Annotated in this window: 24 protein-coding genes and 1 tRNA gene; 9 read left to right on the forward strand and 16 right to left on the reverse strand. The window is 62.9% G+C overall.

The window, feature by feature from the left end; genetic code table 11:
• The first annotated feature begins 8 nt into the window (after positions 1–8).
• Together hpt and ACTJKM_RS03985 are read left to right on the forward strand one after the other, a co-directional pair.
• On the forward strand, positions 9–554 hold the full coding sequence (gene hpt / locus ACTJKM_RS03980) for a hypoxanthine phosphoribosyltransferase (protein WP_057254766.1): 546 nt from the start codon (positions 9–11) through the stop codon (positions 552–554).
• 224 nt (positions 555–778) lie between these two features.
• Positions 779–1,138 carry a response regulator gene (locus ACTJKM_RS03985; RefSeq protein ID WP_057254840.1) on the forward strand — a complete coding sequence of 120 codons (360 nt, stop codon included), beginning with the start codon at positions 779–781 and terminating at the stop codon, positions 1,136–1,138.
• 220 nt (positions 1,139–1,358) lie between these two features.
• Here the strand turns inward: ACTJKM_RS03985 and ACTJKM_RS03990 are convergent, their stop codons facing one another.
• The 4 genes from ACTJKM_RS03990 to argH form a co-directional block, all read right to left on the reverse strand.
• Positions 1,359–4,013 (reverse strand): TIGR02302 family protein, encoded by a 2,655-nt coding sequence (locus ACTJKM_RS03990; RefSeq protein ID WP_058325831.1) that lies wholly within the window; start codon positions 4,011–4,013, stop codon positions 1,359–1,361.
• 203 nt (positions 4,014–4,216) lie between these two features.
• Positions 4,217–5,485, reverse strand: a complete 1,269-nt coding sequence (lysA, locus tag ACTJKM_RS03995; RefSeq protein WP_057254768.1) for a diaminopimelate decarboxylase — start codon at positions 5,483–5,485, stop codon at positions 4,217–4,219.
• A 118-nt stretch (positions 5,486–5,603) separates the two neighbouring features.
• Entirely contained in the window at positions 5,604–5,798 is a 195-nt protein-coding gene (lptM, locus tag ACTJKM_RS04000) for an LPS translocon maturation chaperone LptM (protein WP_057254769.1), read from the reverse strand.
• 109 nt (positions 5,799–5,907) lie between these two features.
• Positions 5,908–7,311, reverse strand: coding sequence for an argininosuccinate lyase (gene argH, locus ACTJKM_RS04005; RefSeq protein WP_057254770.1), 1,404 nt, complete (start codon positions 7,309–7,311; stop codon positions 5,908–5,910).
• 26 nt (positions 7,312–7,337) lie between these two features.
• Here argH and tlpA point away from each other — a divergent pair, with 26 nt between their 5' ends.
• A complete protein-coding gene (tlpA, locus tag ACTJKM_RS04010; RefSeq protein ID WP_058325830.1) occupies positions 7,338–8,009 on the forward strand; it encodes a thiol:disulfide interchange protein TlpA in 672 nt (223 codons plus the stop codon).
• A gap of 71 nt (positions 8,010–8,080) precedes the next feature.
• Here tlpA and ACTJKM_RS04015 read toward each other — a convergent pair whose 3' ends face one another.
• The 7 genes from ACTJKM_RS04015 to ACTJKM_RS04045 all read right to left on the reverse strand — a co-directional run bounded on the left by ACTJKM_RS04015 (position 8,081) and on the right by ACTJKM_RS04045 (position 13,792).
• The gene (locus tag ACTJKM_RS04015) at positions 8,081–8,953 is read right to left on the reverse strand and encodes a 3-hydroxybutyryl-CoA dehydrogenase (protein WP_057254841.1); all 873 of its coding nucleotides are present in this window, start codon (positions 8,951–8,953) and stop codon (positions 8,081–8,083) included.
• 152 nt (positions 8,954–9,105) lie between these two features.
• Positions 9,106–10,035: an electron transfer flavoprotein subunit alpha/FixB family protein gene (locus ACTJKM_RS04020; RefSeq protein ID WP_057254772.1), complete on the reverse strand. Its 930-nt coding sequence runs from the start codon at positions 10,033–10,035 to the stop codon at positions 9,106–9,108.
• Between the two features lie 22 nt (positions 10,036–10,057).
• Positions 10,058–10,807: an electron transfer flavoprotein subunit beta/FixA family protein gene (locus ACTJKM_RS04025; protein ID WP_057254773.1), complete on the reverse strand. Its 750-nt coding sequence runs from the start codon at positions 10,805–10,807 to the stop codon at positions 10,058–10,060.
• A gap of 291 nt (positions 10,808–11,098) precedes the next feature.
• A complete protein-coding gene (locus tag ACTJKM_RS04030; RefSeq protein WP_058325829.1) occupies positions 11,099–11,890 on the reverse strand; it encodes a rhomboid family intramembrane serine protease in 792 nt (263 codons plus the stop codon).
• A 76-nt stretch (positions 11,891–11,966) separates the two neighbouring features.
• Positions 11,967–12,545, reverse strand: a complete 579-nt coding sequence (locus ACTJKM_RS04035) for a cob(I)yrinic acid a,c-diamide adenosyltransferase (protein ID WP_058325828.1) — start codon at positions 12,543–12,545, stop codon at positions 11,967–11,969.
• 186 nt (positions 12,546–12,731) lie between these two features.
• Complete coding sequence (locus ACTJKM_RS04040; RefSeq protein ID WP_057254776.1) at positions 12,732–12,935, reverse strand: twin transmembrane helix small protein; 204 nt, start codon at positions 12,933–12,935, stop codon at positions 12,732–12,734.
• A gap of 23 nt (positions 12,936–12,958) precedes the next feature.
• Positions 12,959–13,792 carry an SDR family oxidoreductase gene (locus tag ACTJKM_RS04045; protein WP_113513428.1) on the reverse strand — a complete coding sequence of 278 codons (834 nt, stop codon included), beginning with the start codon at positions 13,790–13,792 and terminating at the stop codon, positions 12,959–12,961.
• A gap of 182 nt (positions 13,793–13,974) precedes the next feature.
• On the opposite strand from ACTJKM_RS04045, the gene ACTJKM_RS04050 reads away from it, so the two are divergent.
• Positions 13,975–14,883 carry a YihY/virulence factor BrkB family protein gene (locus ACTJKM_RS04050; protein WP_058325826.1) on the forward strand — a complete coding sequence of 303 codons (909 nt, stop codon included), beginning with the start codon at positions 13,975–13,977 and terminating at the stop codon, positions 14,881–14,883.
• Here ACTJKM_RS04050 and gluQRS read toward each other — a convergent pair.
• Positions 14,872–15,753, reverse strand: coding sequence for a tRNA glutamyl-Q(34) synthetase GluQRS (gluQRS, locus tag ACTJKM_RS04055; RefSeq protein WP_057254779.1), 882 nt, complete (start codon positions 15,751–15,753; stop codon positions 14,872–14,874). The genes ACTJKM_RS04050 and gluQRS overlap by 12 nt on opposite strands.
• A 54-nt stretch (positions 15,754–15,807) precedes the next feature.
• Here gluQRS and ACTJKM_RS04060 point away from each other — a divergent pair, with 54 nt between their 5' ends.
• Both ACTJKM_RS04060 and ACTJKM_RS04065 read left to right on the forward strand, forming a co-directional pair.
• Positions 15,808–16,455, forward strand: coding sequence for a DNA-3-methyladenine glycosylase family protein (locus tag ACTJKM_RS04060; protein ID WP_057254780.1), 648 nt, complete (start codon positions 15,808–15,810; stop codon positions 16,453–16,455).
• 107 nt (positions 16,456–16,562) lie between these two features.
• On the forward strand, positions 16,563–17,120 hold the full coding sequence (locus ACTJKM_RS04065) for an HNH endonuclease (protein ID WP_034797858.1): 558 nt from the start codon (positions 16,563–16,565) through the stop codon (positions 17,118–17,120).
• Between the two features lie 126 nt (positions 17,121–17,246).
• Here the strand turns inward: ACTJKM_RS04065 and ACTJKM_RS04070 are convergent, their stop codons facing one another.
• Positions 17,247–17,759, reverse strand: a complete 513-nt coding sequence (locus ACTJKM_RS04070; protein WP_058325825.1) for a disulfide bond formation protein B — start codon at positions 17,757–17,759, stop codon at positions 17,247–17,249.
• A 212-nt stretch (positions 17,760–17,971) separates the two neighbouring features.
• Between ACTJKM_RS04070 and ACTJKM_RS04075 the strand changes: the two genes are divergently transcribed.
• A tRNA-Leu gene (locus ACTJKM_RS04075) sits at positions 17,972–18,056 on the forward strand.
• A gap of 146 nt (positions 18,057–18,202) precedes the next feature.
• Positions 18,203–19,843, forward strand: a complete 1,641-nt coding sequence (locus ACTJKM_RS04080; RefSeq protein WP_057254782.1) for an AMP-binding protein — start codon at positions 18,203–18,205, stop codon at positions 19,841–19,843.
• 36 nt (positions 19,844–19,879) lie between these two features.
• On the opposite strand, the gene ACTJKM_RS04085 is transcribed toward ACTJKM_RS04080, so the two are convergent.
• Positions 19,880–21,154 (reverse strand): GNAT family N-acetyltransferase, encoded by a 1,275-nt coding sequence (locus tag ACTJKM_RS04085; RefSeq protein ID WP_057254783.1) that lies wholly within the window; start codon positions 21,152–21,154, stop codon positions 19,880–19,882.
• Entirely contained in the window at positions 21,151–22,542 is a 1,392-nt protein-coding gene (locus ACTJKM_RS04090; protein WP_058323916.1) for an oligosaccharide flippase family protein, read from the reverse strand. The genes ACTJKM_RS04085 and ACTJKM_RS04090 overlap by 4 nt, the downstream gene beginning before the upstream one ends.
• A gap of 127 nt (positions 22,543–22,669) precedes the next feature.
• On the opposite strand from ACTJKM_RS04090, the gene ACTJKM_RS04095 reads away from it, so the two are divergent.
• Positions 22,670–22,903, forward strand: coding sequence for a hypothetical protein (locus tag ACTJKM_RS04095; protein WP_057254785.1), 234 nt, complete (start codon positions 22,670–22,672; stop codon positions 22,901–22,903).
• Positions 22,904–23,017: 114 nt separating this feature from the next.
• Here the strand turns inward: ACTJKM_RS04095 and secA are convergent, their stop codons facing one another.
• Entirely contained in the window at positions 23,018–25,732 is a 2,715-nt protein-coding gene (secA, locus tag ACTJKM_RS04100) for a preprotein translocase subunit SecA (RefSeq protein WP_058323917.1), read from the reverse strand.
• Positions 25,733–25,826: the final 94 nt, after the last annotated feature.

The following is a 25,826-nucleotide window of genomic DNA, read 5'->3' on the forward strand; positions in this document are numbered from 1 at the left end:
AAGCCTTGATGCCCGTTGTTCGCGGTAAGAATATCGAACCTCTCTACACGGCCGAAACGATTGCCGCGCGCAACAGCGAGTTGGCCGGGATGATCGTCAACGGTCCGCACAAGGATCTGCTGGTGATCGCGGTGCTCAAGGGATCGTTCATCTTTGCTGCAGACCTGATCCGCGCCATGCACAACACCGGCCTTGCACCGGAAGTCGAGTTCATCACGCTGTCGAGCTACGGGCTCGGTACGGTCTCTCAGGGCGTGAAGATCATCAAGGATATCGACAGCGACGTGCATGGGCGTGACGTGCTTTTGATCGACGACATTCTCGAATCCGGCCGGACACTGCGTTTCGCCAAGGAGCTGATGTACGAGCGCGGCGCGCGCAACGTGACGATCGCCGTGCTGCTCGACAAGCGCGTCAAGCGGAAGGTCGAGCTCGAAGCCGATTATGTCGGTTTCGAATGCCCCGATCACTTCGTTGTCGGCTATGGCATGGATGTCGCCTATGCCTTCCGCGAGCTGCCTTTTGTAGGTGTCGTCACCGGCGACGCCGAGTAAGGCGTGTCAAAACGGCACGCCGACCCTGAAATCCGGTCGCCGCGCGTTTACCGAACACAAACGAAAAACTGGTTGGTTGGGGATGTACCGCGTGGTGATTCCCTATCGGATTGGCGGTGCTGCAGCGCCGTCGTGTCCGGTCGATGACCGACGCCCGCTGTAACCTTTTGGATCAGGTGCGGGCGTCGGCGTGAAAGCCGCGCCTCGGAAACGCGGAGGCCATGATGGCGAAAATCCTGATTACCGAGGACGAGGATGCGTTGCGTTCCTTCGTCGCGCGGGCACTGAAGCTCGACGGCCATGAGACGGTCGAGGCGGGCGACGGTGCCGACGGCCTTGCCTGCCTCCAGAGCGAGGCTTTCGATCTCCTGCTTTCCGACATTCGCATGCCCGTCATGGACGGCATCGAGCTGACGCATCAGGCGTCGGCTGCCTTTCCGGCAATGAAGATCCTGCTGATGACCGGCTATGCCGAACAGCGCGAGCGGGCCGACGATCTGGCCGACAAGATCGTCGACGTCATCTCCAAGCCGTTTTCCCTTCCCGATATCCGCAAGGCCGTTGCGCTCGCGCTGGCTGCCTGACGAATCCCAATCCGACAACTGATTGCTGCCGAGGTCGTGGGCTTGAGGCTAGATCATTTCATTGTTTCATCGAAACACTGAAATGACCTAAGTCTTTGAAATTACGCAATTCCGCACGGAAAACCGTTTCGCACTTTTCCTGGAATTGCTCTAGGCGCCGCAACGCTGCGCCTCGCGAGGACCGGAATATCGGATCGGCTGGCCCGAACCAGCTACGGGCTCATTGCATGTCGAGCAGGCGCTCGAGATATTGCCGCTCGGCCTCCGGCGACAGGTTATCCCCGAGCCGGCGGCGGATCTCTTCGAGGATCTGACGGGCGCGTTGCGTGTCAAATTCCTCGGGCACCTTCACGTGGTCGCCAAATTCCGGACCGCGGTTGTTCTGGGGCCTGCCAAGCGGGTCGCGGCCGTTCTGGCCGAATTGCGGGACGCCCATGCCGGGGCCCTGACCCTGGCTCTGCATCTGGTTCATCATGTCCTGGGCGCCTTGGCGCAGCGCCTGTAGCGCACGGCCTTGATTGCCCACCGCCTGTTCGCCCTGGCCCTTGCCAAGCGCGCCGGAGGCTCCGTCCATTTCCCGCTGGGCTTCGCCGAAGCCCTTGCCCGGCTTGATGCCCATGTTTTCGAGGCTCTTGTTGAGTTCTCCGAGCTGCTTGCCAAGCGCGTCTTGCTGCTGCTTCAACTGCTTGAGCGCATCCTTCAGCTGTTCGGCGGTCATCTCGTCGAGCGGGTTGGGCTGGCCATTCGGATCGCCGCGCTGTTCCGGATCCTGCGGCATCTCCTGACCGAAGAGCTCGTTATCCTCGCCCTGCAACGGGTCGCCGCGCTGCATCCGGTCGCGCTGCGCCTGGTCGAGCTTGAAGGTCTCGTCCATGAGCTTTTGTTGATCCTGCAGCAATTTGCCGAGCTTCTCGATCTGCTGACTCATGGCATCGTTCTGCTGGCCCATCTGCTGCTGGCCGCGGCCGGCCTGCAGATTGTTCATCATCCGCTGCAGTTCCGACAGCAGCTGGCGTGCCTGATCGCGCGCGCCGGAGCGCGCCAGGTTCTCGATCTGGTTCATCATCCTTTCGAGGTCCTGCTGGCGCAGGATGTTGTTCGGGTTCATCTTGCCCGCCATACGCGGGTCCTTCGCCGCCTGCTGGGCGAGGGCCTGCATGTATTCCTGCATGGCCTGGCGCAGCTCCTGCATCAGCTTGGCGATTTCCTGGTCGGACGCATTGCGCTCCAGCGCGTCCGAGAGCGCCTGCTGTGCGTCGCGCAGGCGCCGCTCGGCGAGCGACAGGTCGCCATCTTCGATGCCGAGCGCGATCTCCCATAGGTATCCGGCGGCGTCACGCAGCATGTCTTCGTTGTAGGCAAGGGCCATGCGCGTGCGAGCCGATTTCAGCAGCAGGAAATGCGTGAGATTGGGGATCCAGTCCTCGGCAAGCGAAGCAACGGCATCGTTGAGGTCGAGCGCGCGCGGCAGGTCGTTGGCATCGAGGGCGAAGACCTGCCGTTGCTCGGCGACTGCGCCGGCGAGCGGCTGGATGAACTGGCGGGCGGGCAGGATCATTTCATGCGGCGGGCTGCGGCCCTCCTGGCCTGCGGCGTCGCGGGCGACGAGGGTGACCTTCACGCGCTTGCCGGCGAGCGGGTGTTCGCTGAGGTTTCGGCTGGTCGTGCCCTTGGCTTCGCGCGCGTTGCGGCGCGGCAGATCGAGCCGGTATTCCGGCAGCGGATAGAGCGGGCGAGCCCCCTCTGCCGCTTCGTCGAGTGGCTGGATCTCGGCCCAAGCCTGGGCGATGCCGTAATCGTCCGTTGCAGCGAAGGTGATTTCCAGCGCCGCATTGACGGTCGGACGAGGAATGCCGTCGAAGGAGATCTGCGGCACACCATCCGGAATGATCTTGAAAGCCCAGCGCCGATCCCCGACGACGAGCTCGCCGTCCTTGACGACCTTGTAGACATGGTTGCGCACGGCATTCGGGTTGCGGGCAGGCTCTGACGCAACCATTTCGGCGACCTTGGGCCCGGCCTCGCCTACCTTCGGCTTGGGCTTCGTTTCCCCGGCTTTCTCGCCGGCCGCCGGAATGGCGATTGCCTTGACCGCGCCACTTTCCGCAAAGCGGACGATCTGGTCCGGTCCGGCGCCGGTGACACGGACCGTCAGGTCGCTGAATTGCGGGATGGTAATGGCCCCGGGGTCCTCCGCAGCCGATACGGGCTCCGGCTTTCCGGTGAGGAAAATCGGGGCACGGCCGGTATAGGCGGGTGGCGTCACCCAGGCATCGATGCGGATATCGGCCGTTTCGACCGCAGCCTGCGGCAGGCGCAGCGCGTCGCTGAGCAGGCCGGCGCGGTTGGAATAGGAGTAGGCGAAGGCGAGACAGGCGAGAAGCACCGGTACGGCACGCAGGGCAAAAGGATCGTGCCGGGCGATATCAGGACGCGGAAGCCCCGTCTCGAGCGCGCCGATCATCCGTGCCATGCGGGCCTGGTGCTCGCGCCACAGCGCGTCGCCCAGTGGATTGTCGGTTGCCGGCCGATCGTCCTGGACGCGGATCGCCTGGTGGGGCAGGGCGTTGCGCTCTTCCAGCATGCGGTCCGCGTCGACATTTCCGGGCAAACGGATCCGCGTCAGCGGAAACAGCGATGCGAGAAAACCGATGGCGAAGGCAAAGAGAGCTGCGGCATGCAGCCAGAACGGTGCCACGCGGAAGAAGCCGAGCCAAGCGCAGGCGAGAAATAGAAGAACGATGGAACCGGGCAGGAGGGTGCGCGGCAGAAGCTGTTCGGCGACCAGCACCCAGCGCGCCAGCCATCTCTTCAGCGCCAGGGTTCTCGAAAACGGCTTCGGTTGTGGCGTTTCATCCTGCCGGAATTGCGTCATCCGCCCAAGTTTCCTTTCGGTCGCCCGTCAACGCTCGTGGCTGACCCTATATCGTAAAGCGAGATGCGGCCGGAGACGGCGCAGCTTAGCTTATTCCGCTGGCCTTCAGGATACCATCGTTTGTGGCGAAGACGAGGGCGCAAACAGAATCGTGATCGCCCGGGTGGCCGATCCACAGATTGTCGTCGTTGGTGCGGATCGCCTCAGGCGAGCCAGTCCGGAACCGAATCGAGGCCGATCAGGGCATCATAATCCTGACGCGGACGAACGACGTGGAAGCGGTCGCCCTTGACCAGAACTTCAGGGATCAGCAGACGGGAATTGTAGGTGCTGGCCTGGACGGCGCCATAGGCACCTGCCGAGCTGATGGCGAAGAGATCGCCGGGCTTCGGCATCGCCATCTCGCGATCGAGCGCCAGGTAGTCGCCGGTTTCGCAGACGGGCCCGACGACGTCGGCACGGATGCGCGGGGCGTTGGCGGCGGAGATGCGAACAGGGCGGATCTCGTGATAGGCCTCATAAAGCGTCGGGCGGATGAGGTCGTTCATCGCGCCGTCGACGATGACGAAGGTCTTGTCGCCGCCATCCTTCACGTAGATCACTTCGGTCACGAGGATGCCGGCATTGCCGACGATCAGCCGGCCCGGTTCGGTGACGATCTTGCAGCCGAGCGACTGCAGCTGGCTCTTGACGATTTCCGCATAGGCATCGGGCAGCGGCGGCGGGTTGTTGTCGTCCTTGTAGGGAATGCCCAAGCCCCCGCCGATGTCGACGTGGTCGATCGAGTGGCCATCGGAGCGCAGCGTGTCGACCAGCTCGCGCAGCAGCTTGAAGGCGTCGTCGAAGGGCTGCAGTTCGGTGATCTGGCTGCCGATATGCATATCGATGCCGGTGACCTGGATGCCGGGCAGCGTGGCGGCATGGGCATAGACGGCGCGGGCGCGCTCCCAGGAAATGCCGAACTTGTTTTCCTTCTTGCCCGTCGAGATCTTGGCGTGGGTCTTCGCGTCGACGTCAGGGTTGATGCGGAAGGAGACATGGGCGCGCTTGCCGGCGCGCACGGCGCGCTGGTTCAAGACTTCGAGTTCCGGCTCGGACTCGACGTTGAAGCAATAGATGCCGGCGTCCAGCGCCAGGTCCATTTCCTGCGGCGTCTTGCCGACGCCGGAGAACATGATCCGGCTTGCGGGAATGCCGGCTGCAAGGGCGCGGCGCAGTTCGCCGCCCGAGACGACGTCGACGCCGGCGCCCAGGCGACCGAGCGTCTTCAGCACCGCCTGGTTCGAGTTGGCCTTCATCGCATAGCAGACCATCGCGTCCACATCGGCGAAGGCCTTGGAAAAGACCGTGTAGTGGCGCTCGAGCGTGGCGGTCGAATAGCAATAGAAAGGCGTGCCGACGGCGCGCGCGATGTCGGTGACCGGCACGTCTTCAGCGTAGAGGATTCCGTCGCGGTACTGGAAGTGGTTCACGGGCTGCAGCTCGGCTTTTGCGCAATTCCAGGAGAGTATGAAGCGGTTTTTCGTCCGGAATTGCGTAATTTCAAAGAGTTAGATCAATTCAATGGTTCGTTGGAAACGATGAGCGGATCTAGAGGAGGGGATCGAGCAGGAAAGGACGGTCGTCCGGTTTTTCCTTCTGCTCGACGGTGCCGGCGGGCGCCTTGGTGTTGATCGGCGCCGTCGAACCGGGGCGGTCGAGATCGCCCTTGCGTCCGCAACCGACAAGAACCAGCCCGGGGATCGCCAGCAGGAGCGCAAGCCGGGCCGCCTTCGTGAATGTCATCGTTATTTTCCTTCGCGGGACTGATGCTGGTGCGATGTCTTATCGATTTTTCCGGCGCTTGTGCACCCTGAATTTGCGGGCGGAGGCCGCCCACACCTTCGCTCATCCCTTAGTTTCGGGCGCGCCACCAGGCGATCTGTTTGCGAACCTCGTTGGGCGCAGTGCCACCGAAGGAGGTGCGGCTGGCAACCGAAGCCTCGACCGTCAGAACGTCGAAGACCTTCTCGGTGATGTCGGCATGGATCGATTGCAGGTCGGCAAGCGAGAGATCCGCCAGATCGCAGGCCTTCTGTTCGGCAAGTGCTACGGCGCGGCCGGTGACGTGGTGGGCGTCGCGGAAGGGCAGGCCCGCCTCGCGCACCAGCCAATCGGCAAGATCGGTCGCGGTCGAATAGCCGGAGCCGGCGGCCGCCTTCATGCGGTCGGTGCGAACAGTCATGTCGCGCACCATGCCGGTCATGGCGGCAATCGCCAGCTCGAGGCTCTCGGCGGCGTCGAAGACCTGTTCCTTGTCTTCCTGCATGTCCTTGGAATAGGCGAGCGGCAGGCCCTTCATGACCGTCAGAAGTGCGACCAGCGAACCGTTGATGCGGCCGGTCTTGGCGCGCACCAGTTCGGCAGCATCCGGGTTCTTCTTCTGCGGCATGATCGAGGAGCCGGTCGAAAACGCATCCGACAGGCGGATGAAGCCGAATTGCGGCGTCGACCAGATGACGATCTCTTCGGCGAGGCGCGACAGGTGCGTGGCCGTGATCGATGCCATCGACAGGAATTCGAGCGCGAAGTCGCGGTCGGACACGGTGTCGATCGAGTTGCGGGTCGGGCCGGCGAAGCCGAGCGCCTTGGCGGTCATGTGCCGGTCGATCGGGAAACCGGTGCCGGCGAGTGCGGCAGCACCAATCGGGCTTTCGTCCATATGCTCGATGGCATGGCGCACGCGCGAACGGTCGCGGCCGAACATTTCCACGTAGGCCATGCAATGGTGGCCGAAGGTGACCGGCTGCGCGGTCTGCAGGTGTGTGAAGCCCGGCATGACGGTATCGGCATGTTCCTCGGCACGGTCGAGGAAGGCGGCGATCAGCGCCGTCAGCGCCTTCTCGGTGCGCTGCAGCTCTTCCTTGACCCAGAGGCGGAAGTCGAGCGCCACCTGGTCGTTGCGCGAGCGGGCGGTGTGCAGGCGTCCGGCCGAGGGACCGATCAGCGTCGCAAGCCGCGCTTCGATGTTCATGTGGATGTCTTCGAGGCGGCGCGAGAACTCGAACTGGCCGCTTTCGATCTCTGACAGGATCGTGTTGAGGCCGTGAACGATTTTGTCTTTGTCTTCAGTCGAAATGATGCCTTGATGCGCCAGCATCGTCGCATGCGCTATTGAGCCGCGGATGTCCTGGGCATAGAGCTTCTTGTCGAAGCCGATCGAGGCATTTATCTCCTCCATGATCGCGTCCGGACCCGAGGCAAAGCGACCGCCCCACATTTGGTTGGAGGATTTCGTCTCGGAATTGCCGTCAGCCATGAAGAATGCCCGCCTTGGAGAATGAAATGCCCGACCAGAAGAAATCCCCCCCGGCCGTGAAACTGTTCGCGCTCGCCGCCCTGTTTGGCGTGATCGTCGGTGCGGCAGCGGTATACGTGAAGGAGACGGGGTCTGGCAATGGCGAGGCGACTGAAACGGCCAGCACCAGCTGCCCGCTGACATCAGCCAAGGTCGCGTCGCTGACGCCGTTCATGAAGGGTCATGTCGCTGCCATGTCGCCGGCTTCGTCGCCGCGGCCGATTGCGCTCGACTTCAACGGTCCGGACGGCAAGCCGACCAATGTCTCGGCCTTTGCCGGCAAGACCCTGCTGGTCAACCTCTGGGCCACCTGGTGCGTGCCGTGCCGCGAGGAAATGCCGGCGCTCAACGCACTGCAGAAGTCGCTCGGCAGCGACAAGTTCGAGGTGGTGGCGATCAACATCGATGTCGGCGACGACGAGAAGCCGAAGGCGTTCCTCGACGAGACCGCCGTGCACGACCTTGGCTACTACCGCGACGCCTCCATGGGCGTGTTCAACAACATGAAGAAGGAAGGCCTCGCCTTCGGCCTGCCGGCGACCTTGCTGCTCGATGACAAGGGCTGCCTCATCGGCTCGATGAACGGCCCGGCCGCCTGGGACAGCGATGATGCCAAGGCGCTGATCAGCGCCGCTGTCGCCCCGGCAGTCGGTAGCTGAGGCGGGATCGGTAGGTGCACAAAACAAAAACCCGGCGGATCGCCGGGTTTTTCTTTGCCTTTGACGACAAGTTAGCGGGTCGGAACCGGAATCTCGCCGCGGTAGTCGTAGAAGCCGCGGCCGGATTTGCGGCCGAGCCAGCCTGCCTCGACATACTTCACCAGCAGCGGGCAGGGGCGATACTTCGAGTCCGCCAGGCCGTCATAGAGCACCTGCATGATTGACAGGCAGGTGTCGAGGCCGATGAAGTCGGCAAGCTGCAGCGGGCCCATCGGATGGTTGGCGCCAAGCTTCATCGCCGTGTCGATGGCCTCGACGCTGCCGACGCCTTCGTAAAGCGTGTAGATCGCCTCGTTGATCATCGGCAGCAGGATGCGGTTGACGATGAAGGCCGGGAAATCTTCGGCGACCGTTACGGTCTTGTCGAGCGTCGCAACGAACTCCTTGGCGGTCTTGAAGGTCAGCTCGTCGGTGGCGATGCCACGCACGAGCTCGACCAGCTTCATGACCGGAACCGGGTTCATGAAGTGGATGCCCATGAAATGCTCGGGACGATCGGTGGCCGAGGCCAGACGGGTGATCGACAGAGAAGAGGTGTTGGTCGCCAGGATCGCTTCCGGCTTCAGGATCGGACAAACCTGGCCGTAAATCTTGCGCTTGATCGTCTCGTCTTCGGTGACGGCTTCGATGACGAGGTCGGCCTGCGACAGGTCGTTGATGTCGGATGAGCCCTTGATCAGGGCCAAGGCGGCTTTGCGGGCCTCGTCGGTCATCTTGCCGGACGATACCTGGCGGGCGAGGTTGCCGTTGATGGTGGCAAGGCCCGCTTCGATCCGTTCAGCGGCAAGATCGTAGATCTGCACCTTGTATCCGGCGATTGCCGAAACATGCGCGATGCCACAGCCCATTTGCCCGGCACCAATAATTCCGACAGTCTTGATCATCGCGGCGAACATCCATCTTCAAAGGTTTGGCGGTGAGGCCGCCATCAGACACGCAAACCGGGCCGGTTTGGCCGGCCCGGTAGATTGTTAATGCCAAGTCCACGCTTTTGCCAGCCCTTTTCATGGGTGGCGGCGGGCGGCTCTTGCCGTGGTTACAGGGCCTTCTGCAACTCAGGCAGCGCTTCGAAGAGATCGGCAACCAGGCCGTAGTCGGCGACCTGGAAAATCGGTGCCTCTTCGTCCTTGTTGATCGCGACGATGACCTTCGAGTCCTTCATGCCGGCGAGGTGCTGGATGGCACCGGAGATGCCGCAGGCGATATAGAGATCAGGTGCGACCACCTTGCCGGTCTGACCGACCTGCCAGTCGTTCGGCGCGTAGCCGGCATCGACAGCGGCGCGCGAGGCGCCGACGGCAGCACCGAGCTTGTCGGCAACCGGCAGGATGACTTCCTGGAACTTCTCCGAGGAACCGAGCGCACGACCACCGGAGATGATGATCTTGGCCGAGGTCAGCTCCGGACGGTCGGACGACGACAGGGCGTCGGCGACGAAGCTGGAGACACCCGGGTTGGCGGCAGCCGCGACACTTTCGATCGCAGCCGAACCGCCTTCAGCGGCAGAGGCGAAGGAGGCGGTGCGCACGGTGATGACGCGCTTGGCTTCCGTCGTCTGCACCGTCTGGATGGCGTTGCCGGCATAGATCGGGCGCTTGAAGGTGTCGGAAGAGACCACTTCGATGATTTCCGAGACCTGGGCGACGTCGAGCAGCGCTGCGACGCGCGGCATGACGTTCTTGCCGACCGAGGTCGCCGCTGCGACGATGGTGTCGTAGTTGCCGGCGAGCGAAACGATCAGGGCTGCCAGCGGCTCTGCGAGGTTGTTGGCAAGCGAGGCATCGTCGGCGACGAGCACCTTGGATACCCCGGCAAGCTTCGATGCCTGTTCGGCCGCTGCCTTGGCGCCGCTACCGGCGACCAGCACATGCACATCGCCGCCGATCTTGGAGGCGGCGGTCAGCGCCTTGGCGGTCTGGTCGGAAAGGTGGTTGCTGTCGTGGTCAGCCAGAAGAAGAATGGCCATGATGATATCTCCCTTCCTTAAATCAGAGCACGCCGGCTTCGGTCTTGAGCTTTTCGACGAGCTCGGCGACCGACTTGACCTTGATGCCGGCCTTGCGGCCCGACGGCTCCTCGGTCTTCAGCACCTTGAGGCGGGCAGCGGTGTCGACGCCGAAGTCCGCAGGGGTCTTCTTGTCGAGCGGCTTCTTCTTCGCCTTCATGATGTTGGGCAGCGAGGCGTAGCGCGGTTCGTTGAGGCGCAGGTCGGTGGTGACAACTGCCGGCAGCTTGATGTCGATGGTCTGCAGACCGCCGTCGACTTCGCGGGTCACGGTTGCCTTGCCATCGCCGATCTCGACCTTGGAGGCAAAGGTGCCCTGGGCCCAGCCGAGCAGAGCCGACAGCATCTGGCCGGTCTGGTTCGAATCGTCGTCGATCGCCTGCTTGCCGACGATGATCAGGCCCGGCTGTTCGGCTTCGGCGACGCCCTTGACGATCTTGGCCACAGTGAGCGGCTCGACCTGGTCTTCGGTCTCAACCAGGATGGCGCGGTCGGCGCCCATGGCAAGGGCCGTGCGTAGCGTCTCTTCGGCCTTGGCCGGACCAACGGAAACGACGACGACTTCCTCCGCCTTGCCGGCTTCCTTCAGCCGCAGCGCTTCTTCGACCGAGATTTCGTCGAAGGGGTTCATCGACATCTTCACGTTGGCAAGCTCGACGCCCGAACCGTCTGCCTTCACGCGGATCTTGACGTTGTAGTCAACCACCCGCTTCACCGTCACAAGTATTTTCATGGATTCTTCCCTCCAAGAGCTTTCGCAGGAAAATGCGCCTTAACGGAGCCGCCTGATTGTCGGTTGGCGACATCGATACGCGTTTTTTCTCCAATTACAATCGCTGTGCATGGCGCTAAATCGATATAATCCCGAGAATTGGAATGACGTTTACGTACACGTAAGATAAGCGGATGGCAAGCGGGTTCCGAGGCCAGTCTTCTACAGGTCGTCAATGCGGGGCCGGGGGCAGGCAAGTCCTTGAAAAACCGCCCGATCCGCGTTGATTGGGCGGAAAAGGCCAGGCTCCGCTCAGCTCTGGCGTCCCCAGGGCATCGGCGGTTTTGTCGCATCCGGAGCCGGCTGCTGCCTGGCCGTGACCGGTTCCGCCTTGTGGCGGACGGCGCGCGGCGTGACGATGGTGCGGTCGAAAAGCGGTACGTCGCGGCGTCGCAAAATGACCACCAGGATGAGGCCGGCGACGATGCCGCCGACATGGGCACTCCAGGAAACGCCGCTGCCGGGATCGACGACCAGCATGAAGAATTGCTGGCCGATCCAGAAGGCCAGCGGAATGGCCGCGGGCAGGGGCAGCGGGATGCGGACGAACACCAGAACCCAGACGCGCACCTTCGGATGCAGCAGGAAATAGGCGGCGACGACACCTGAGATCGCGCCGGATGCGCCGATCAGCGGTGCCTCTGAGGCCGGATCGAGAAGCCCATGTGCAAGGGCTCCGGCGGCGGCGCAGAGGAGATAGAAGGCGAGATAGCGGAAATGCCCGAGCGCGTCTTCGACATTGTCGCCGAACACCCAGAGGAACAGCATGTTCATCGCCAGATGCATGAAGTCGCCATGCAGGAAGGAATAGGTGACGAAGGTGAAGCCATCGGGAACGATGATCAGTGACGGATCGAGCTGGGCATAGTCGAAGATGAGCGCCGGGATATAGCCGAAGCCGAGGATCGCGGCATTGGCGAACTCTTCCGAGGCGATCGGCCCGGTGATCAGCCAGACGACGATGTTGATGACGATCAGGCTGATCGTGACGTACTGGACCTTGATGTGCTTCAGGGTGTTCGTATCGTGAAGCGGTATGAACATGCTCTCTCCCGAAGCGTCGTTCCATGCCACGGTTCCTCAACCCGAATCCGGCTTGGGAACGATGCGGAAGCGGACGTTATCTGTTTTTTCCGGGAATCCAAAGGACGTCGGATTGACCTTTGTCATTTGCCGAACGCGCCGCGACAAACAGGAAATCGGAGAGGCGGTTGATGTAGGCGATCGCCTCTTTGCTGACGATCTCTCCTTCGACGTTGGCGAGCGCTACCATCTGCCGCTCGGCCCGCCGCGCGACGGCGCGGGCGACATGCAACGCCGCTGAGGCAGGACTGCCGGCTGGAAGCACGAAGGAGCGCAAGGGTTCGAGCTCGGCATTCAGCCGGTCGATTTCGGTTTCCAGCCAGGTTACCTGCGCTGTGACGATCCGGAGCGGTTCGTATTGCGGCGGTTCGCCGGTGTCGGGCGTTGCGAGATCGGCGCCAAGATCGAAGAGATCGTTCTGGATCCGCATCAGCGCGTCGTCGAGCGTCGGGATGTCGGCCGTGTGCTGCCGCGCCAAGCCGACGAAGGCGTTGGTTTCATCCACCGCGCCATAGGCATCGACCCGGAGGTCGCTCTTGAGGCGGCGCGGACCTGTAACAAGCCCGGTGGTGCCGTTGTCACCCGTCCGGGTGTAGATCTTGTTGAGCTTCACCATCTGTCGTCACGGTCCTCTAGAGCAATTCCAGGAAAGGTGTGAAACGGCTTTCCGTCCGGAATTGCGTCATCTAGGTCGGGCAATTCCAGGAAAGGTGTGGAACGGCTTTGCGTCCGGAATTGCGTCATCTAGGTCGGGCAATTCCAGGAAAGGTGTGGAACGGCTTTGCGTCCGGAATTGCGTCATCTAGGTCGGGCGGCCGCCGCCGGTGACCCACAGCGTTACCATGATCAGGACGATCGCGATCGCTTGCAGCAGCACGCGGGCCTGCATCAGCTTGTTGGATTTGCTGGCGCTGCCGCCCCTCATCATGTTCAAGAGGCCGCGGAGCAAAACTATGGCGACCAAGCCCATGACGAACAGGGTCAGGCCGGTGAAGAAACTAGACATCGCATTCTTCCTTGCATTTTTACTCAGCCAAGTCGGCCGATGATGCGATAAAACAACGCTGCCGGCAGGAGCTTTTTCAGAAGCGCGCCCTGCCTGGCGGGCCTTGTTACAATATAGTGCGGTTTTGGTTTCTTTGCTGTCAGCGCGTGCTTCAAAACCGCATAAACCGCATCCGGGCCGAGCTTGCCGGGCGCGGGTTTGCCTTCGCCTCTCAAACGTCGCATCTGCCGTTCATATTCGACACGGTGCACCGAATTCTTGAGATCGATGAAACGCTCGATATAGGCAACGGCATTGGTCGTGAACTTGGACGTGATCGGTCCGGGCTCAATGAGGCTCACCTCGATGCCGCTGCCGGCAAGCTCCATCTTGAGCGTGAGCGACAGGCCCTCGATCGCAAACTTGGAGGCGTTGTAGGCGCCGCGCCAGCGATAGGGAACGATGCCGAGGATGGAGGAGCACTGCACGATGCGGCCGCTGCCACGCGCCCGCATCGACGGAATCACCCGCCGCGTCAGGTCATGCCAGCCGATGACGTTGGTCTCGAGCTGAAGCCTAAGCGCTTCGGTCGGCAGGTCTTCGACGGCACCTGCCTGGCCATAGGCGCCGTTGTTGAACAGCGCGTCGATGCGTCCGCTGGAAAGCGCCAGCACCGTGTCTGCCAGGGCGGCGATGGTTTCCGGCTTGGTATAGTCCATCAGGAAGGTCTCGATGCCCTCAGCTTCAAGGGACTGGCGGTCTTCTTCCCGGCGCACGGTGGCAAAGACACGCCAGCCGTCGGCATGGAGCGCGCGCGCACAGTAGGCGCCGATCCCGGACGAACATCCGGTGACAATGATTGTGGGGCGATCAGTCATCCGATCGATTCCTGTAGAAATCCTGCCTCCGTTTCCCATATTCATCGGCGGGATACAATTGAATTGCGCAAGCCGGAACCCGCCAGCGTTGTCGCCGTTGGGATCGTGTGAAGCCAAGGAAACGGCACCGGGACGACAGCGCGGGAGTACGCGGTCGTGGAGCCCTGTAGGATTGGAATGGAATGCCAGCATTCATACGCATCACCTGGAAAGTCGTATTCGATGCGCTCTGGCATTTCAGCCTCGATGACGGTTGGGCGATGGCGAGCCATGTGGCTCTGTCGTCGCTGCTTGCCGTCTTTCCCTTTCTAATCTTCGGCACAGCACTCGGCAGCTTTCTCGGCGCTGATCAATTTGCCGAAACGGCCGTACACCTGATCTTCGACGCCTGGCCCGAATCGATCGCCAAGCCTGTCGCCGACGAGATCGTGCGGGTGCTGACGATCCCGCGCGGCGGGCTTTTGACCATTTCCGTTCTTGCCGCGGCCTATTTTGCCTCCAACGGCGTGGAAGCGCTGCGCGTCTCGCTGAACCGCGCCTATCGCGTCAGCGAGAGCCGTTACTGGTACATGACCCGGTTAGCGAGCCTCGGCTTCGTGCTCGCCGGCGTGCTGATCCTTGCGGCGCTCAGCATCCTGCTGGTCGCGGTGCCGCTGGCGGTGCGTTACACCGGGGAATGGTGGCCGTGGCTCGGCGGTGTGCTGGCGACAGTCGACAACTGGAGCCTGCCGCTCGCCCTGATCATGTTGACCGGTGGGCTGCTCGTGTCGCATCTCTGGCTGCCGGACGGTCACCGCAAGGTGGTCGACGTGCTCCCCGGCATCGTGCTGACGCTCGTCTGCTGGACGATCGGCGCCTATGCCTTCGCCTCCTATCTCGCGACCTTCGCCACCTATGTCTCGACCTATGCGGGCCTGGCGTCGATCATGATCGTGCTCGTGTTCCTCTACATGATCGCGGCGATCTTCATCATCGGCGCCGAGATCAACGCGGCAATCCTGAAATACCGGGTCAAACGCATGGTGCGGCGCAGCTTCCAGTTCCGCAGCGGCACCGATGCGGGCCGCGAATACGAGGACCTAAACGACTAGGGCCCGGACCTCTTCCGGGGTGCGGCCGGCGGCACGGAATGCCGCAATGCCGGTATCCTGGTTGCTCTTGGAGAGCTTGCGGCCATCCGGCCCAAGGATTAGCCGGTGGTGATGATAGAGCGGCTCCGGCAGGTCGAGAAGCCGCTGCAGCAGCCGGTGCACGGAGGTTGCGTGATAGAGATCGCGGCCGCGCACCACGTGGGTAATGCCCTGCAGCGCATCATCTGTCACGACGGACAGATGGTAGCTTGACGGTGCATCGGAACGCGACAGGATGACGTCGCCCCAGGCGGCGGGGTTGGCAGCAATGATGCCGGCTTCGCCCGCCGGCCCGGCACCGCTCTCGCTCCAGGTGAGGCGGGCGTTGCCGAAGAGGCTGATCGCTTTCTGCATGTCGAGCCGCAAGGCATAGGCTCTGCCACTCTCAAGCATGGCCGTTCGCTCACCGGTCGAATAGGTGCGCTCGCGTCCGGGATAGAGCGGACTGCCATCCGGATCGCGCGGCCAGGTCCGGCCGCCGGCTTCGGCTTCTGCGACGGCGGCCTTGATCTCGCCGCGGGTCATGATCGAGGGGTAGACCACGCCGAGTTCATTCAACCGTTCAAGCGCCGACGCATAGGCGCCGAAATGGTCCGACTGGCGGCGCACGGGGCGCTCCCAGTCCAAGCCGAGCCAGGCGAGATCCCTGGAGATCGCTGCCTCGAATTCCGGGCGGCAACGGGTCTGGTCGATATCCTCGATGCGCAGCAGGAAACGGCCGTTCGCGGCCTTCGCCATGTCGTGGTTCAGCACCGCGGAAAGCGCATGGCCGAGGTGAAGCAGGCCGTTCGGGCTGGGGGCAAAGCGGAAAACGGGTGGCGTGTCTGGCATCCTTTCCCTTTGCCATGGAAGGCGTATAAAAATCATCCGCTTTGTGGAGGCGTCATGCGGATCATCCGGACACATGAGGATATCGAAGCCGGGCTTTCCGGTCTGGTGATGCTCGATGCGCGTCTGGAGTACGTGGTCGCCAGGGCCGGGCCCGTGCCGCTCCGCCGAACCAATCCCGGTTACCGAGGCCTCGCCAGCATCATCGTCTCGCAGATGGTCTCGAAGGCAAGCGCTGCGGCGATCTGGCGGCGGATGGAAGAGAGGCTCGGCGAGGTGACGGCATCAGGGGTGATTTCGCTCAGCGATGAGGACTGCCGCGTCATCGGCCTCTCCCGCGCCAAGGCGGATGCGTTGCGTCGCGTCGCCGATGTGGTGGTGGGCGGCGAGATCGATCTCGATGCGATCTGCGACGCCGAAGCGACCGAGGCGATCCGGGACCTGACGGCGGTCAAGGGCGTGGGACGCTGGACGGCGGAGGTCTATCTGCTGTTTTGCGCCGGCCACCCGGATGTCTTCCCCTCTGGCGACGTCGCCTTGCAGAACGCGATCGGCCACGGGCTGGGCCTCGAATTGCGCCCGACCGCACGCGAAATTGATTCGCTTGCCGCCTCCTGGTCGCCCTGGCGCAGTGTCGCTGCGCGGCTCTTCTGGGCCTATTATGCACAGGAAATGCGCCGAGATGCTGTTCCTGTGACACCTTGAAGGAAAAAGCGAATCCAGCGCATGCATTTTTGTTTCCGGCTTCACAATCCTGTTGCAACGGGCCTAATATAGAAGGTGCAGATGCCGAATCGATCAGGAGAATACGCTTGACGATTGCAGTCTCACCTCAGGCCTTACCAGCGCTCGTCTTGAACGCTGACTATCGGCCGCTTAGTTACTACCCCTTGTCGCTTTGGTCCTGGCAGGACGCGATCAAGGCCGTCTTCCTTGACCGTGTAAACATCCTTGCCGAGTACGAACATTCGGTGTCGTCTCCGAGTTTCTCGATGCGACTGCCGAGCGTCGTTTGCCTCAAGAGCTACGTGCAGCCCTCGCGCCACCCGGCCTTCACCCGGTTCAACGTGTTCCTGCGCGATAAATTCGAATGCCAGTATTGCGGTTCGCCCGACGATCTCACCTTCGATCACGTGGTGCCCCGCGCTCACGGCGGCCAGACGACCTGGGACAACGTCGTCGCAGCCTGCTCCCCCTGCAATCTGCGCAAGGGCAGCAAGCTGCCGAAGCAGGCCGGCATGTTCCCGCACCAGAGGCCCTTCCAGCCGACGGTACAGGACCTGCACAACAACGGCCGGCTCTTTCCGCCGAACCATCTGCATGAAAGCTGGATGGACTATCTCTACTGGGACGTCGAACTGCAGCCCTGACGCTGTTCGTGCCTTCTTGCCGGATCAAGCCCCAGAGCGGGATCAGGACAGGTGCGTGCCTTCGCCAACCCGTGTCGGGTGGTTACGGCGCGAAAGTGTCCGCATTCCTGAGTCCGCCCAGGGAGATCAGCGCGCCTTTGCAGCGCCGCGCAGGGCGATCGCTGCGAGGATGAGGCTGGCGATCACGTTCCACCCGGCGAAGGAAAGGCCGAGCACCCGCAATGCGGCCTCCGTGCAGGACGGAGCGTGCTTCGAATCGAGATCGCCGAGCAGATCGCCGACATTCGACGACACGCCCTGTGCCGTCGTCGCGCAGGTGGAGGGGCCTTCCCAGAAGTGCCATTCGGCGCCCGAGTGATAGACGCCCATGCCGGCGCCGACGAGCATCAGAATTCCGACGATGGCGAGCAGCGTGCGTGTCAGCCACACCGGCAGCTTCAGCGCACTGGTGATGATGGCGAGAATGCCGACCGGAATGCCCCAGTAGTAGGGATCGCGCTGCAAAAGGCAGAGCGCGCAGGGGATGTAGCCACCGATATGCTCGAAGCCGAGCGCCCCGCCGACAGTTGCCGCCATGCCAAGTGTCACGACAATGGCGATCAGCAGGTGCTGGCGGGATTGGGTGGCGGCGTCGATCATCTATACCTCGCGGGCGGCAGCTCGGAACCGACACATGCCGCAGTGCAAACTGGATGGCGCCTTCTTAGGCAGGATCGCGCGCCCTGTAAATCGCGGTAGCCGCGACAGGTCCGCACGCTTTCGTGATTGTCATCGGGGCATGCTGAAAATGATGGTTGACCGCAGTGAAAACCTTCGTGTAAATCCGAGCCGCTGATATCGCACTTCCCTGAGCCCCATTGGCGGAATTGGTAGACGCGCTCGACTCAAAATCGAGTTCCGAAAGGAGTGCTGGTTCGACCCCGGCATGGGGCACCACCACACCACCCGAATTCACAGACATCATCCCCGACCGATGTTTCCGGCTTGGACGCGCCTTGGCCAGTGCTTGCCGCGCCGGTCATTGAACTGTCGCTTGCGAAGGTGTTAGGTGCGCTGCAGCAGAAATCTGTCATGGCAGTGTCATGTTACCGAGAATCGAGACTTACGACGAACTCTACCGCGCCTTCCAATGGCAGATCCCGGAGAGGTTCAACATTGGCGTTGCCGTCAGCGACGCCTGGGCGGCGCGTGAGCCGGAGCGCGTCTGTCTCCAGCACTTCGATTCCGATGGCGCGCATCGGGCGCTGACCTATGGCGAATTTGCCCGACAATCCTCTGCCTTCGCGCAAGGGCTCGTGGGCGAGGGCATTGCGCCGGGCGAACGTGTCGCAATTCTCCTGCCGCAGGGCTTCGAAACGGCGATTGCCCATGCGGCGATCTACAAGCACGGCGCGATCGCCTTGCCGCTTGCATTGCTCTTCGGCGTCGAAGCGCTCGAGTACCGGCTGCGTGACGCCGGCGTCGCGGCGGTTGTTACCAACGGTTTCGGCTTCGAGCGCATCGCCGCGATTCGGGACCGGCTGCCGGAACTGCGCCTCGTCGTGCTGGCGGAAGATCAGCCGCAGCCGGGGACGATCGCCTTTTCATCACTCGCATCCGGCGACCCCGAAGGCTTTGTGCCGGTGGATACGGGCCCGGACGATCCGGCGCTGATGATCTACACCTCGGGCACCACGGGGCCGCCGAAGGGGGCGCTGCACGGGCACCGGGTGCTGCTCGGCCATCTGCCGGGCTTCGAGTTTCATCATCATTTCCTGCCGCAACCCGGCGACCGCATGTGGACGCCGGCGGACTGGGCCTGGGCGGGAGGGCTGCTCAACGCGCTCTTGCCGTCGCTGCTTAACGGTGTGCCTGTCGTGTCATCGCCGGCGCAGAAGTTCGATCCGCATACCGCCTTTCGCATCCTGGAGGAGATGGACGTTCGCAACGCCTTCATTCCGCCAACGGCGCTCCGGCTGATGAAGGCGGTTGAGAAGCCGCGCGAGCGCTATCGCCTCAACCTCCGGACCATCGGTTCTGCCGGGGAATCTCTCGGTCGCGAGACCTATGAATGGGCAAAGGCGGCGCTCGGCCTCGAAGTGAGTGAGTTCTACGGCCAGACCGAGTGCAACATCGTCATCTCCTCGGCCGCCGATCTCGGCGTCGTCAAGCCTGGATCGATGGGCAAGGCGGCACCGGGCCACCGGGTGGCGATCATCGACGCCGAAGGTCATGAACTGCCGGCCGGAAGCGTCGGCCAGGTGGCGGTCAAGCGCCCGGATCCGGTGATGTTCCTCGGCTATTGGGGCAACGAGGCGGCGACGGAGAAGAAGTTCATCGGTGACTGGATGACGACGGGCGACCAGGGCGTGATGGACGAGGAGGGCTATTTCACCTTCTTCGGCCGGGACGATGACGTCATCACCTCGTCGGGTTACCGCATCGGCCCCGGCGAGATCGAGGATTGCCTTGCCGGTCATCCGGATGTGCAACTCGCCGCTGCCGTCGGCAAGCCGGATCCCGTCCGCACCGAGATCGTCAAGGCCTATGTCGTCCTGCGGCCCGGCGTGGTTGGTGACGAGCGTGTCGCCACGTCCGTTCGCGAGTGGGTGAAGACGCGGCTGTCGATGCACGAATATCCGCGCGAGATCGCCTTCGTCGATAGCCTGCCGCTGACGACTTCGGGCAAGGTTATCAGACGGTTCCTGCGCGAACAGGCAATAGCGGAGGCGCGCGGCAAGTGATGTCGCGAACGTCCCGCGGTGCCCAAGCGGACCTCTCTAGCGCCCGGCCAGCGCCTTGATCTTGTCACGCAGGATCCGCGCCATGTTGCGGGTGTTGCGGTAGAGGTGGAGCTGGGCTGCGACCTGGCGCACTTCGCGGTCGCGGGTTTGCTGCAGGCCGATCACCAGCGTGCCCATTTCCTCGCGCTCCTGCCAGAACCGGCTCATGACCGGGTGATCCGGCACGGCGCAGGAATCGGAGCGGGCGATGTTGGCATCGTCGAGGTGCCATTCCGTCAGTTCCGCCAGCAGCAGCTTGCCCGGGGAGAACTTGGCATAGCGCTCGTCGTACGCGGTCTTCCAGGTGTAGGCCTCGCCCGACATCAGGAACACCACCATGGATGCGATCGCCCTTCCGTCGAGGTCGAGCGTGTGGATGCGCACACTGTCGCCGTCGGCAAGATTGGTGATCGCCTCGCGGGCAAAGGCCGCACGGAAGCGATCGAGCACCATGGCGCTGCGGCCCTTTCCCTTCCATCCCGATGCTTCGAGCGCCAGGAATTCCTCCATGCGCAAGCGGACTTCGGCGGGTTGGCGGGCGACCGAATAGGTGAGCGCGCCTTCTTTTGCGAGGTTGTTCCACTGCCGCCGCAGCTCGCGGAAATGCGCTGGGCTGATGGCGTTGCGCAGATAGGTCGGACCGTCGAGCAGGCTTTCGAGCATGGGGCGGCTGAAGGTGTCGGTCACCGTCAGTGGCAGGTTGCGGCCGATGGCGACGGCGCGGGTGAGGCGGGCCACCTTGCCGTTGAGGCGCATGTCGGGAAGGACGAGCACTGAGGGCAGGCCGGTCGAGGGCGCGGTAAAGGCTTCGAACAGGTTGTCGATGGTTTCTGCCGCGTCTTCAGCGTCAAGAAGCGGGACGCCGAGCGGACCGAAGGGGTTCGACCAGGCGCGGATGATCGGCGCACCGATTGAGAAGCCGGGCTTTTCGATCGAGAACGGCATCAGGAACCGCAAGCGGCTGCGACGCTCGTCGTTGTCGCGCATGATGGCGAGCCGGATCACCCGTTCTTCGAGGCGGGGCATCGCCGGTGCAAGGAAGCGGCCGGTGAAGAAGACGTTCGGCTCCAGTGCCCGGTTCGACAGGAAGTCGAGCTCGCGCTGCAACTCGTAGCCGGCCTTGGCCGGGTAGATGGCGAGATGGCGTCCAGGGCGGCCGACCTCGATCAAATGCTCCGCGGTCGGGCCCGCATCGCCAGGCTGTGCCAGCCCGCCAAGGACCCGGGCGGCCCGACTGTTTGCATCGCTCGGAAGATTGGTATTGCCGATCATGGATGGACAGCCCCGTTGTTATCATTGCCGGCCCGCACGCTCGCGAAGGCGAAGAGCGCGAAGCCGAAGGTACGCCGGACGGCGATATGCAGCAACATCGCCTCGAAGAACATTGCACCTGCGGTTGCAAGAGCAGCGCCGGTCAGTCCGAGGAGAGGGATGAGGCTCAGGTTGAGTGCGATGTTGGCCACCAGCGCGCCGGCGTAGAGGATCACGCAGAGCGTCTGCTGGCCCGCCATCGTCAGAAGCGTTTCCGCCGGGCCGACGAAGGCCTTGGCGAGAATGCCGCCAAAGAGGATCATCATCAAGGGCATGCCGGTGACGAAGGCCGGCCCGAAGAGCGAAAGCAGGAAGGGGCCCGCCAGCAGCACCAGCGCGCCAACCAGGAGCGACGGCCAGAAGGCCCAACGCGCGCTTTCGATCGCGATGCCCGCGAGCTGCCTGCGGTCACGGGCCATGGCGTTCGAAACGCGTGGGCCCGTTGCCGCCTTGACGGCGAACATGACGAAGTGCACCAGCGCCATGGTCTTGGCGGCTGCGAAGTAGATCGCGACGTCCTCGGGATCGAGATAGAGGCCGACGATCACGACGTCGGAATTGGTCAGCAGGAAGCCGAAGCCATCGACCAGGAAGATGGGGATCGAAACCCGGAGCCAGCGGCCAAGCTCGATCCGCCGCGGCCCTTCCACATAGCGCGAGCGGAGACGATAGGTCAGCACGAGGAACTGCGAGACGGTTGTGACATAGGCGGCCGCCATGGCCGCGACCATGGCCGTTTGCGCCGTGTGGGGCGCGCCTGCCGTGACTGCCAGCACCATGAATGCCAGCACCAGCAGGGGGCGGATGATGAAAGTGGGGCTCAGGGCGGAGAGCGCCCAGCCATGGGCCCGCGAGGTTCCGTCCATCACGTCGCCAAGGGCGATCATCGGCAGGGTGAAGAGGCCGAGATAGAGCGGCACGAGGTAATAGGCGTCGATGTGCGCCGAAAAGAGCCAGAGGCCGAGCAGACCGACGACGGCGACCGTGGTGGCGGAGGTGAGGGCGAAAACGCGCACTGTCGTCGTTACGCCACGAATCTCGTCGAGCGCCGCAGTCGCCTGATACTCCGGCAGGAAACGGATCACGACGGAATGGAAACCGACGCAGGAGAGGCTGCCGAAGAGGATCACCAGCACCCAGACGAAGACGAAGATGCCGTATTCGAACTCGCCCATCATCCGGGCGAGGATGATCTGCGACAGAAAGGCGATGGCGGCGCTGAAAATGCGAACCGCGAAGGCGACGAGCGCCATCCGGCGGGCCGTGTTCTTCATGTCGGTGCCGGTCAGAATAGCGGCAACTGCGCCGATCAGCGCGGACAGGCGGTGTCTCAGCGCCGACGGCAGCATTCGTCCGGCCGTTTGACATACCGCCATGAACACGAGAACACCCTGAGATTACGCAATACAGGGCTTCAGTACTGCCAGAACAGCGTTAACAAACGGTTCAGCGCGGTTGTATTGGCGGGACGAGGCAATGCCGAAAAGCGACAGTGAGCGAGAACGGATGATGCGGGCGAAATCCATCGGCTGGCGCATGGTCGGCTGTCTCGAGGAGACCGGCATTGAACGGCTCGCTGATCTGAAGGCGGCGAATGCGGAAGACATCGCCTTCCGCATCGACACCACGCTCGGCCGCCGCCACATCAACAACACGGGCATTCGCGCGCTCGAAAACCTGATCACCTACGCCAAGTCGTTCGATCGCTAGAGCATCCCGCGCGCTCCAGGAAGCGCGCTACCGGAAACGAAAATGCCGCCCGAAGGCGGCATTTCCTGTAAGGAACCCGGGAGCGGAGAAACCCGCACTTTTATCCTGCGTCTCTTATGCCTCGTAGATGCCGTGGCAGTGCTTGTACTTCTTGCCGGAGCCGCAGGGGCAGAGTTCGTTGCGCGAGACCTTGCCCCAGCTCGACGGATCGCTCGCATCGCGCTGCACGGGGGCCGTGGCCAGAAGCGTTCCACCGTCGCCACCAAAGTCGTCTTCGCCCGTCAACGGGTCGATATGGTGGCCGTGCATGACCGGCGGTGCCGGCTGCGGCGCTTCGGCTGCTTCGCGCACCAGTTCGACGCGCATGAGTTGTGCGGTTACCGCCTGGCGCAGGTTGCCGAGCAGGGCCTGGAACAGTTCGAAAGCCTCGGACTTGTATTCCTGCAGCGGGTCACGCTGTGCGTAGCCGCGGAAGCCGATGACCGAGCGCAGGTGATCGAGGTTGACGATATGCTCGCGCCAGAGATGGTCGAGCGTCTGCAGCACGACGGAGCGCTCGACATACTGCATGATCTCCGGACCGAAACGTTCCGCGCGATCTGCGGCTTCCTTCTCGGCGGCGGTGGTGACGCGTTCGAGGATATCGGCCTCGTCGATGCCTTCTTCGGCCGCCCATTCGACGACCGGCAGATCGAGATTGAGGTATTGCTGCACGTCGGCCCTGAGGCCCTCGACGTCCCACTGCTCGGCATAGGCCTTCGCTGGAATGCGCTTGCCGACCATGTCCTCGATGACCTCGGTGCGCATGTCGGTCACGGTTTCGGTGACGCTTTCGGCATCCATCAGCTCGATACGCTGCTCGAAGATCACCTTGCGCTGGTCGTTGAGCACGTCGTCGTATTTCAGGAGGTTCTTACGGATGTCAAAGTTGCGCGCTTCGACCTTCTTCTGTGCGCGCTCGAGCGCCTTGTTGATCCAGGGATGGACGATCGCTTCGCCTTCCTTGAGACCCAGCTTCTGCAGCATGCTGTCCATGCGGTCAGAGCCGAAGATGCGCATCAGGTCGTCCTGAAGCGACAGGTAGAACTTGGAGCGGCCCGGGTCGCCCTGACGGCCGGAACGGCCGCGAAGCTGGTTGTCGATGCGGCGGCTTTCGTGACGTTCGGTCGCGAGAACGTAGAGGCCTCCGGCAGCGAGCGCCTGCTCTTTCAGCTTCTGCACTTCGGCGCGGATCGCCTCGATGCGCTGGTCGCGCTCCGGGCCGGGCTCGATTTCCGAGAGTTCCTGCTGGATGCGCATGTCGATGTTGCCGCCGAGCTGGATGTCGGTACCGCGGCCGGCCATGTTGGTGGCGATCGTGACCGCGCCCGGCACGCCGGCCTGGGCGACGATGAAGGCTTCCTGCTCGTGGTAGCGCGCGTTCAGCACCTGGAAGTTCGCAAAGCCGGACTTCTTCAGGAGGTCGGCAAGCTGTTCGGACTTTTCGATCGAGGTCGTTCCGACCAGCATCGGCTGGCCACGCTCGTGCGCCGACTTGATCTCGTCGATGATCGCCTTCAGCTTTTCGCCTTGCGTACGATAGACCTCGTCGTCCTCGTCGATACGCTTGATCGGCAGGTTGGTCGGCACTTCGATCACTTCGAGGCCGTAGATGTTGCCGAACTCTTCCGCTTCGGTGGAGGCCGTACCGGTCATGCCGCCAAGCTTGGAATACATGCGGAAGTAGTTCTGGAAGGTGATCGAGGCGAGCGTCTGGTTCTCAGGCTGGATCTGCACCTTTTCCTTGGCTTCGAGCGCCTGGTGCTGGCCTTCGGAATAGCGCCGTCCCGGCATCATGCGGCCGGTGAACTCGTCGATGATGACGATCTCGCCGTTGCGAACGATATAGTCCTTGTCGCGCTGGAACAGCTTGTGGGCCTTGAGCGCGTTGTTGACGTGGTGGACGATCGCGACGTTTTCGATGTCGTAGAGCGATTCACCCTTGAGAAGACCCGCCTCGCGCAGAAGGTTTTCGAGCTTCTCCGTGCCGTCTTCCGAAAAGTTGGCCGAGCGCTGCTTCTCGTCGATTTCGTAATCCTCGGCCGAAAGCAGCGGAATGAACTCGTTGATCGTGTTGTAGAGATCCGAGCGGTCGTCGAGCGGGCCGGAGATGATCAGCGGCGTGCGCGCTTCGTCGACGAGGATCGAGTCCACTTCGTCGACGATCGCGAAGAAGTGGCCGCGCTGGACCATCTGGCCGCGCTCGTACTTCATGTTGTCGCGCAGGTAGTCGAAGCCGAGTTCGTTGTTGGTCGCGTAGGTGATGTCGCAGGCGTAGGCGTCGCGGCGCTGCTCGTCGGTGAGACCGTGGACGATGACGCCCGTCGTCATGCCGAGGAAGCTGTAGACGCGGCCCATGGTGCCGGCGTCGCGCTGGGCGAGGTAGTCGTTGACGGTAACGACATGTACGCCTTTGCTGGCGAGTGCATTCAGATAGACCGGAAGCGTCGCGACGAGGGTTTTGCCTTCACCGGTTTTCATTTCGGCGATCGCGCGCTCGTGCAGGATCATGCCGCCGATGAGCTGAACGTCGAAGGGACGCAGGCCGAGCACGCGGCGGGCGGCTTCGCGAGCAACAGCAAAAGCCGGTACCAGCAGGTCATCGAGCGTCTTGCCGTCGGCGAATTGCTGGCGGAATTCCACGGTCTTGGCGGCGAGTGCCTCATCCGACAAAGCCTTCGTTTCGGCTTCAAGTGCGTTGATGGCGTCCACCCGAGCCTTGTAGCCGCGCACGCGACGTTCATTGGCGGAACCAAACAACTTGCGGGCTAGGCCGCCGAGACTGACCATACGAATGGTCCTTTCTTTTTTGTTGCCTTAGGTCTCATGGCCGCGCCGCGAAAACCGCGCAATGCCGTGAAACGCCCGGAAACTGTTCTGGACG

The sequence above is a fragment of the Ensifer sp. 22460 genome (assembly GCF_052044935.1).
In the GTDB taxonomy this organism is placed as follows: Bacteria; Pseudomonadota; Alphaproteobacteria; order Rhizobiales; family Rhizobiaceae; genus Ensifer.